6 protein-coding genes are annotated in these 8,707 nt (G+C 68.5%); 5 read left to right on the top strand and 1 reads right to left on the bottom strand.

What is annotated here, in order from left to right; all coding sequences use genetic code 11:
• Positions 1-494: rod shape-determining protein (locus VGF64_17155; protein ID HEY1636490.1), on the bottom strand; the 494-nt coding region annotated here is incomplete at its 3' end.
• Between the two features lie 328 nt (positions 495-822).
• On the opposite strand from VGF64_17155, the gene VGF64_17160 reads away from it, so the two are divergent.
• From VGF64_17160 to VGF64_17180, 5 genes are all read left to right on the top strand, one after another.
• Complete coding sequence (locus tag VGF64_17160; GenBank protein HEY1636491.1) at positions 823-1,695, top strand: Rieske 2Fe-2S domain-containing protein; 873 nt, start codon at positions 823-825, stop codon at positions 1,693-1,695.
• A gap of 75 nt (positions 1,696-1,770) precedes the next feature.
• Entirely contained in the window at positions 1,771-2,637 is an 867-nt protein-coding gene (locus tag VGF64_17165; protein ID HEY1636492.1) for a G1 family glutamic endopeptidase, read from the top strand.
• Positions 2,638-3,024: 387 nt separating this feature from the next.
• Positions 3,025-4,086 carry a hypothetical protein gene (locus tag VGF64_17170; protein ID HEY1636493.1) on the top strand — a complete coding sequence of 354 codons (1,062 nt, stop codon included), beginning with the start codon at positions 3,025-3,027 and terminating at the stop codon, positions 4,084-4,086.
• Positions 4,087-4,288: 202 nt separating this feature from the next.
• Entirely contained in the window at positions 4,289-6,121 is a 1,833-nt protein-coding gene (locus tag VGF64_17175; GenBank protein HEY1636494.1) for a PQQ-binding-like beta-propeller repeat protein, read from the top strand.
• A 214-nt stretch (positions 6,122-6,335) separates the two neighbouring features.
• Positions 6,336-8,707 (top strand): AAA family ATPase (locus VGF64_17180; protein HEY1636495.1); only part of this gene is annotated, 2,372 nt, incomplete at its 3' end.

An 8,707-nucleotide genomic window follows, 5' to 3' on the forward strand; every position in this document is an offset into this window, starting at 1 on the left:
CCGCCGCCGATGTCGACCACCATGTTGCCGGTGGGCTCGTGCACCGGCAGGCCGGCCCCGATGGCGGCCGCCATGGGCTCCTCGATGATGTAGGCGGGCTTGCGGGCGCCGGCGGACTCCGCCGCCTCCTGCACGGCCCGCTGCTCAACCCCGGTGATGCCCGACGGCACGCAGATGACCATGCGCGGCTTGGCGAACCGGCGCTGGTGTACCCGATGGATGAAGTACCGCAGCATCTTCTCGCAGATCTCGAAGTCCGCGATCACCCCGTCCTTGAGCGGCCGGATGGCCTGAATGTGACTGGGCGTGCGTCCGATCATCCGCTTCGCCTCGGAGCCGACCGCGAGGGGCCGGCCGTCCTTGACGTTGATGGCCACGACCGACGGCTCGTTCAGGGTGATACCCCTCCCGCGCACGTAGACAAGCGTGTTAGCCGTGCCCAGATCGACGGCCATGTCGCGCCCAAACAGGTATGAGACGAGATTCTCGGACATTGAGGAGACGGCCTCCAAGGACTCGCGGTCTTCGAATCTCATCCTAGCGGCGCCGCGAGATTCGTCGCCCATTGCGGCCCAGGGCACAGCGAAGAGTGCCCGCGGTCGAGCAAACCAGGAACTGGCTTCACCAGCCAGCGTCCGACTCGCTGCGCTTGGTGCTTCGTGACGCTTGGGGATTTGCCGACAACCCGAAAGGTGACAGGTCCGTCCGCGTTCTTGGAATTTGCTGGCGGTTGCCTGGGCCCTCCCCAGGCAGCGCCGTCCAAGCCGACCCCGAGCGGCTTTCAGAAGTACATTCGGCTCATTGAGCGCCAAAGGAGGTCTCATGGCACAGAGCATGCGAGACGGTCTGCGACCCCTGCGGGAGCTGCCGCTTCAGGTGGAGCAGATGGACTCCCTCGATCAGGTCGCCGAGCCCCTGGCCAAAGCGGTGGAACGTGCTGCTCCCGCCGGAGCGCCAATGAACGAGGCCTTGAGCGGCACCGCTCTCGGCCACCCACTCCATCCGCCGCTCACCGACGTCGTCATCGGAGCCTGGACGAGTGCCGTGACGCTGGACTGGCTAGGAGGCAAGCGCGGCCGACCGGCGGCGGACCTCCTCGTTGCCCTCGGCGTGCTGTCGGCACTTCCCACCGCTGCAGCAGGGCTCAACGACTGGGCGACGCTGGATGTACCGACGCGACGGGTCGGCCTGCTGCACGGTACGACCAACATCGTGGCCACCGGGCTCTTCGGGACATCGTGGCTTGCGCGCAAGGCGGGCCGAAGGTTCTTCGGCAAGTTGCTGGCGCTGGCTGGTTACGGCACGGTCAGCGTTGGCGCCTTTCTCGGCGGCCACCTCTCGTTCCGAAGGGGGGTTGGCGTCGACCACACGGCATTTACGGAGGCACCCCAGGACTGGACGGCGGTCGCCGACGAGGCCGGTATAAGGGAGTCGGAGCCGGCGCTAATTGAACGAGCGGGGGTCGAGATCCTGCTCGTCCGCCAGGGCGGATCGTTGTATGCCCTGCTCGACCGATGCGCGCATCAAGGCGGTCCGCTCCACGAGGGCAAGGTCGAGGATGGGTGTGTGATCTGCCCGTGGCACTCGAGCCGCTATCGGCTCTCTGATGGCGTCGCCCTGAGCGGTCCCACCGCCCACCCCCAGCCGGCCTTTCAGGTGAGGGTGCGGGACGGCACGGTCGAGGTACGGCGGTAGGTCATTGACCGGCAGGAGAGCAGGAGTCGGTCAGCCGGGTATAGAAAGGAGAAACAGGGACAGAAGGGATCTCGGATGCGTCGACTCGCTGTAGCCGCTCTGATGCCCTTGCTCGGGCTGTCCCTCTCGGCCCAACCGGCGAGAGCCGTGACCACCGCCACCTTCTTCCACCGCCCGATCCTCTCGGTGGGGGCGAACAAGTCGAATAACTGGTCGGGCTACAACCAGGGCTTCCTCGAGCAGGGGGGGAGGTCCTTCACGTCGGTCAGCGGCGACTGGATCGTGCCCACGGCCACCGCCCATACGAAGGGCACCGCCGCCTACTCCGCCACCTGGACCGGCATCGGCGGCGGGTGCGTGGACGCTTCCTGTGGCTTCACCGACCCCACGCTCATCCAGGCCGGTACCGAGCAGGACGTCGACTCGTCGGGCAAGGCCACCTACTCGGCCTGGTGGGAGGTGATTCCTCTGCCCAGCACGACGATCTCGGGTATGACAGTCAGCGCTGGTGATCACATGCACGTGGCAATCGGGCAGACCGCGCCCCAGGTCTGGAGCATCACGGTGCAGGACGTATCCAAGAAACACTCGTTCACCCAGCTGATCCCCTATAGCTCGAGCTACGCCACGGCAGAGTGGATCGAGGAGACTCCGGTCATTATCAGCAACAGCGGCAACGTCGGCGTGGGGCCGCTCCCCAACCTCTCGACGGTCAACTTCGACCTGGCTACCGCCAACGACGCGAACGCCAAGCTGAAGCCCTCTGAGGAGATCCAGCTGGTGGACTCCAACAACAAGCCACTGGCCACCCCGTCCTCGCCAGACACGGACACCGACGGTTTCAACGACTGCGCCTACGCCAGCTCGTGCGCCGCCCCGAGCACCAGCTCGTCCACGGCCGGCCACGGCGTCCGCCAGCACCACGCGGCACGAAGGCGCTAGAACCTCATCACCGCAGCGCTGGCGCGCCGAGGGCGGGACCCGGCAAAGGCACCGCCCTCGACTCTCGTGTCGCCTGGACGAAGTGGCCTGTCAGTCATCTATCCATGCACCGGCGACCTTGTGATTGCGTTCACGTGGGCGATATGGACCATCGTTTGGGATCCGCTTCGAGGAGAACGGAAGCCGAACTCGGTGGTGCTGCACCTCCTTGACTGTTAGCTGTTCACGGGTCTTCGACCTCGTGCGCATTCACGACGTCAGCCAGCTCTGCCCGGCGAGAGGCTCTGCCTGAAAGGAGAGTTGGGTCTGGTTGGCGAAGCCTTGTGACGCGACTGTCAGGTTTGAGAGATGGCTGGGAAAGATGAACATCTCGGGGGGTGAATGGTGATGTGCCAGAAGCTTGGTCGGGTCCTCGCGGCCCTGGCCACGGTGGCATTCGTGCTGGGCGCGGCCGGTATGGCGGCGGCGGTGAGCACCGGGGGCTACGCGCCTTCGAAGCAGGGGTGTTCGCCGGACGCCGACGCCAACGCGACCCAGGGCGCCGAGCCCGGCTGCCACAACCTCGTCGGCAGCGTCTCGGACGGCTCGGGCCAGACCTACGCGTCGGCGGGGACCTACCAGACGGCCCAGAACCAGGCCGTTCACTCCGGGAACGTCACCGTCTACCCGAACGGCACCCCCACGGGCCCGGCGGCGGGAGCGACCTTCGATGCCAGCGGCTCACCCTCGGTCACTCCCACCGTGCGTCCGGGTACCCCCAGCCCAGCCGCCGCCAGCCTCCTGAGTGGGGGGCAGGTCTACTTCGGTGCCGACGACAACCTCGACGTTGGCGAGCACGACGGCGCCGACGGACAGTACGGCACCAGCAAGTCGGTGAACGGTCCCTCCGACGGCGGGAACCTGGAGGTGAACTGGCATCCGACGCAGACCGCCAGCTGGCTGGCTGACCTCATGGTCCTGGCCCACGGTGGGTCGCCGGCCCCGATCGCCGAGAATCCGGTGCCGGTGGCCGACGCCGGGGGCGGCGGTTGCGCCGACGGGACCTGCATCGGGCTCTACACCGCCCGACGCAGCATCTACCAGGGTGGGGGCGCGGGCGGGTCGGGGTCATCCAGGGACGCCTACAACTACCAGGGCAAGACCTGGGATCCCTACGACTGCAGCAGCGGCGATCCCCAGTCCGAGCAGGCCTGCATCACCGAGGGCGGCCACACCATGGACTGGTACCGCCAGCAGGAGGCGAAGAACGTCTACGCCGAGCCCGGCGCGCAGGTCTACGAGGATCCCGACCCCCAGGGCTCTCCGGCCGGGCCGACCCAGCTCTACCCCCTGCCGTCGGCTTACGCCGGCACCTGCGGCGTCGCCGCCGGTGGCGGTGCCGCCAAGGCCCCTGCCTCGCCGGCCACCAACAGTGCCGGCCAGGTGGTCGTGTCACCGACCCACTGCTGAGCTGGTGAGGCTGGTGCAGCATCTCTCGAGTGACAGCCCAGTCAGATCGCCGGGCCGAGTCAGTCGCCCGTGGCGGGATTACCCACGAATGGCCTCTCGTGTCTCAATCGCAGCCGCTCTGCTGGCAGGGACAGCTGGCGTCTGCCTGACTGCCGCTGGAACTGCCTCGGCGGTGACGAGCTCATGCACTGGTTCGTGGCCTATGTATCAGCACGACGCCCACCACACGGCCGACGGGTGTTCGGCCATCGGTCCGGCTGCCACGCCCGGGCTGCGCCCGGCGTGGTTCGTCCCGACCGCCGGGGCCGTCACCGCCGAACCGACCGTCGCCGACAACCATGTCTTTGTGGGTGATTCGAGCGGGGCTTTTCACGCCCTGGACCAAGCCACCGGTGCGTCGAAGTGGAGCTTCTCGGTCACCAGCCCCAAGAGCTGCTACCGGGACCAGCCCAGCCTCTACGCAGACCAACACAGTTCAGGATTCGGTGCTATCACCTCGTCAGCGGCCTTCGGCCCGACGGTGACCGACTCGGCGGGCAACCCCATGGTGTACTTCGGCGGGGGTGGCACTGTCTTTGCCCTCGATGCCGTCACCGGTGCCTGCGAATGGGCCCAGGACATCGACCCCGGCCGTCCCAAGAACAACGTCGAGATCGAGTCGTCACCGGTCCTCGACACCGCGGTCGATCCGCCTGAGGTTGTCGTCGGCTCGGACGACAACTCGGGTGCCGGCAACGGCGTCACCGGGCTCGAGGCCTTCACCGCATCGACCGGGGCCCTGGTGTGGCGCTACGAACCCGAGCGTGACGTCACCCTCACCCCCGCGGAGTTCGGTGGTTCCGACGCCCTCACCCTCAGCTGCGGTGACGGCAGTGCCAACTCCTACTGCACCGCGAACAATGTCCCCGGCATCGGCGAGAACTCAGCTTCGTGGGCCGACGCCTGTGGCGACGTCTGGTCCTCTCCGTCGCTCGACACCACCTTCACCGACCCCGCCGGCAACAACACCTACCAGTCGGCCGGCACGGCGGCCGCGACCGACCCGGTGTGGTCTCCCAAGCAGATCACCGCTACCGGGAAGCCATCGAGAGACGGACTGGTTGTCTTCGGCACTGGCAACTGTGGGGCGCGCCCGAACCCCGCCACCACGTTCGCCCATCATGATTACGCCCACACCGAGGGCGTCTTCGCCCTGGACCCGGTGACCGGAGTGCGGGTATGGAACTGGTTCGAGCCCGCCAACCTCTACAACACCGGCTCGCCCAACGAGGCCGGTGCGGGCGACACCGACTTCGGCAGTTCCTCCATTCTCGCCGAGGTACCCACGGCCGACCTTCCCGATGGCCGGCGCTCCTGCCGCTCGGCTGGCAAGACCACCAGGATCGTCATCCAGGGTGGGAAGTCGGGCTACGCCTACGGTCTGTGTGAGGGCTCGGGCACCGAGGCCTGGGGCGTACAGGTCGCCCAGGCCGGCCAGCTGTCGCCCGATTTGGTCGGCGCCGTCGGCGGCTTCATTGGCAGCCCGTCGATCGGCGAGGCCAAGGGCCGACCGGCGGCGTTCTTCGACTCTGCCGTCTTCTTGCCCTTCGCCGACGACGGCGTGCGCATGCCGGGCAGCGGGGACGACGCAGGGGCCACCTGCCCTGGCATGGCTGCCGAGCGCCTCCCGCTGTTGCCGGCCTGCGCCGACCCCAGCCTGGCGAACGATCCATCCCGCCTGCTCTCGGTCAGCGGCATCGATGCAGCCACGGGCCACCTCCTCTGGCGGGCACCCTCGACGCCGAGCTACGCGGCCACTACATACAGCAACGGAGTGGTGTTCGCGTCCTCGACCACCGGCTATTCCGCCGCCGCCTTCGACGCTGACACGGGCCTGCCGCTGTGGTCGTTCCCGCTCGGAGACTCGCCAGCATCAGGTGCGTCGATCGTCGGCTCCAGCGTCTTCCTGGGGGCTGGCATCTCGGAGGGAACGGTTGGACCATCCACCGTTCCGCCAGGGAACAACGGGATCTGGAGCTTTCGCAGCGGAGCATGAGCGAAGGTCCTCTTCCAATCAGCAAGCCTGAGGGCATTGGCCACTGGGTAGGCAGATCGTCCGTCCGCAAGCTGCTACTCGCATGGCGCGAGCCCGTTGGTACTCCTCTAGGAACCTCACAACGGCGCATGGCAAAAGGCTGAGGAGCAGGAGGCTGCCAGCGCCCGGCCCGGGCGATAGGAGCAAGGGCGAGGTAGCGTGGGCTGTGGTTGGTGTGGCTGAGGCCGGTGGCATGCTTCTCGAGCGCGATCAAGAGCTCGAGCGGATCCGGCGGTGTCTGGGGCGGGCGCAGGAGGGCCAGGGGGGCGTGCTTGTTGTCGCGGGGCGCGCTGGGATTGGCAAGACCGCATTGCTGGCGGCAGCCCGAGATACCGCCGTGGGCGAGGGCTTCCGGGTGTTGCGAGCCCGCGGCGCGGAGCTGGAGCGCGAGTTCGCCTTCGGCGTGGTGCGGCAGCTGGTCGAGCCAGTATTGGCGGGAGCGTCGGAAGCGGAGCGTACCTCCCTCCTGAAAGGGCCGCCGGGGGTGGCGGCACGCGTGCTGGGTCTGCCGGGCGTGGCCGACGAAAGGACTGCAACGCCGCCTGTCGCCCCCGACCCATCTTTCGCGGTGATGCACGGGCTTTACTGGCTCTGCGTCAACCTGGCGGCCGAGCGCCCGCTGACGTTGGTGGTCGATGACGCGCACTGGGCAGACTGCGCCTCGCTTCGCTTTCTGGCCTTTCTGCTGCCCCGCCTCGAGGAGCTGCGCGTCGCGATGCTGATGGGGACGCGGCCAGCCGAGGCGGGAGAGAACCAGGAGCTGCTGGCTGCGCTGACTCTAGACCCCTCGACAGAGCTGGTCAGGCTGAGGCCACTGACCGCAGCGGGAGTAGCCCGGTTCGTGGCCGCGAGCGTGGGCGCCGAGCCGGACGAGGACTTCGCGGTCGCGTGCCGGGAGGCGACCGGCGGCACGCCGTTTCTGCTCGGCACTCTCGTCGAGGCGCTGCGCGAGGAGCGAGTCTCCCCGGTTACTGCCTCGGTGCGAAGAGTGCGGGATATCGCCACTTCGAGACTGAGCGGATGGGTGCTGCTATGGCTGAGTCGCCTGGGTCCCGACGCGACGGACTTGGCTCGGGCGGTGGCGATCCTGGAGCGGGCCGAGCTGCCTCAGGCGGCCAGACTGGCCGGATTCGCTCCCATCGACGCGGCGAGGGCCGCTGAGCGTCTTGTGCGCGCTGGCGTGCTCGCGCAGCCGCCGCTTAGCTTCGCTCACCCCCTTCTGCGTGGTGCCGTGTACAGCGAGATCGCAGTTTCCGAGCGCGCCGAGGCACACAGGCGGGCAGCGAAGCTGATAGCCGAATCCCAGAACGACAATGCACGGGTCGCCGAGCACCTGCTAGCGACGGCCCCGGCCGGCGACGCATGGGTGGTCGAGCAGCTGAGGGCAGCCGCCGGGGGGGCGGCAGCGAGCGGCGCGCCGGAGTCGGCTGCCGCCTACCTTCGCCGAGCCGTGGCCGAGCCGCCGTCGACGGAGGCGAAGGCAGCCACACTGCTGGAGCTTGGTATGGCCGAGTTCAGTGCTGGCCAGCCGGCGTGGTGCCACCATCTCGAAGGGGCGGTGGCGGCGGCAGGCGAGGACGCGACCCGGATTGCCGCCGCGCTCCAGCTCGCCAAGGCGCTGGTCTTTGATCAGCGGATTGGCGAGGCGGTAGAAGTGTGTGACGGCGCCGCAGCGCACATCGAGACGGCCGACCCCGAGGCCCCTTGGCTGGAAGCGATGGCGGTCACCTGCGGGCTGCTCGACGCCGCTATCGCCCCGTCCGTTGCCGGCCGTGCCGGGGCCCTCCTCGAGCGGGCGAGGAAGGGGTTGGACCCGCCCCAGGTATCGGCAGTTGCTGCCGCGGTGGCGGCGGCAACCAATGAGCCCGCCGACCAGGTCGCGGAATGGGCGCGCCACGCGATCGCCAGCGGCACGCCCCCTCTGCCCCAGCCGAGTGAGCCGCCGTGGTTCGTGAGCGCCGTGCTTGGGTTGCTCTACGCCGAATGCTGGGACGAGGCGCAGGCCCTGCTCGACGTCGCCGTGGCCGAGGCGCGCGCTGCCGCCAACGGGTTCTTCCTTCCCTCGCTTTTGGCCTACCGGGCCTTGCTCGCCCTTCGGCGCAGTGACCTGACGGCCGCCGAGGCCGATGCGCGCGCCCTTTTGGAAGCACCCGGCGTGTCCGCTCCGCCGCCCTACCACCGTCTGGTGGCGACCGCGGTATTGGTCAACGCTGTCGTCGAGCGCGGTAAATTCCACGAAGCCGAGCGCCAGCTCGAGCCTCTAGCCGCCGTTCTCCAGAGCAGATCCCAGACCGCAGGGGTGCTTCTCCACGCGCGGGGCCGGCTCCGGCTCGCTCAGCGGCGCTTCGGCGAGGCGCTCGACGACTTCTTGGCGGCCGGTGAGATCGCCTCCGGGACGCTGGCTGTCAGCCCTTGCTACCTTCCGTGGCGCTCCGATGCCGCCCTGGCCGAGCTGGCTATCGGCGAAACCGACACGGCGCGACGGTTGAGTGGGGAGGAGCTGGAGCTGGCTCGAGCCTTCGGAGCCCCCCGAGCCCTCGGGGTGGC

This window comes from Acidimicrobiales bacterium (genome assembly GCA_036491125.1).
Taxonomy (GTDB): Bacteria; Actinomycetota; Acidimicrobiia; order Acidimicrobiales; family AC-9; genus AC-9.